A 554-nucleotide genomic window follows, 5' to 3' on the forward strand; every position below is an offset into this window, starting at 1 on the left:
TTCAGCCGCATCGAACCGCGCCGACGCGCCCGGGCCTATCTGCAGGGCCTGCTCGCGCCGCTCGAGCGCAAGAACGGTTGGCATTTGGCCGAAGCCGCTGGCGATGCCAGCCCCGATGGCGTGCAGGATTTCCTCGCCCGCATGCACTGGGATGCGGATGCCGTGCGGGATGATCTGTGCGCCTACGTGGTCGAGCATCTCGGTGATCCTGACGCCGTGCTGGTGCTCGACGAGACCGGCTTCGTGAAGAAGGGGGACAAGTCGGTCGGCGTCAAACGCCAGTACTCCGGCACCGCCGGGCGCATCGAGAACAGCCAGATCGGGGTGTTTCTCGCCTATGCCAGCCGGCATGGGCATGCGTTGATCGACCGGGCCCTCTACCTGCCCGATACCTGGGCTTTTGACGCCGCCCGCCGCGCGGAAGCAGGCGTGCCGGAGGAGGTGTGCTTCACCACCAAGCCGAAGCTCGGACAGGCGCTGTTGAGGCGCGCCTTTGCGGCCGGGGTGCCGTGCGCCTGGGTGGTGGGCGACTGCCTCTATGGCGCCGACCATCA

The 554-nt window shown here is 67.7% G+C and carries 1 protein-coding gene; it reads left to right on the forward strand.

Annotated features, from left to right (window positions below; genetic code table 11):
- The coding region (locus tag FS320_RS44905; RefSeq protein WP_152718833.1) for an IS701 family transposase at positions 1 to 554 on the forward strand (554 nt) is incomplete at both ends.

The sequence above is a fragment of the Microvirga tunisiensis genome (assembly GCF_009296175.1).
Taxonomy (GTDB): Bacteria; Pseudomonadota; Alphaproteobacteria; order Rhizobiales; family Beijerinckiaceae; genus Microvirga; species Microvirga tunisiensis.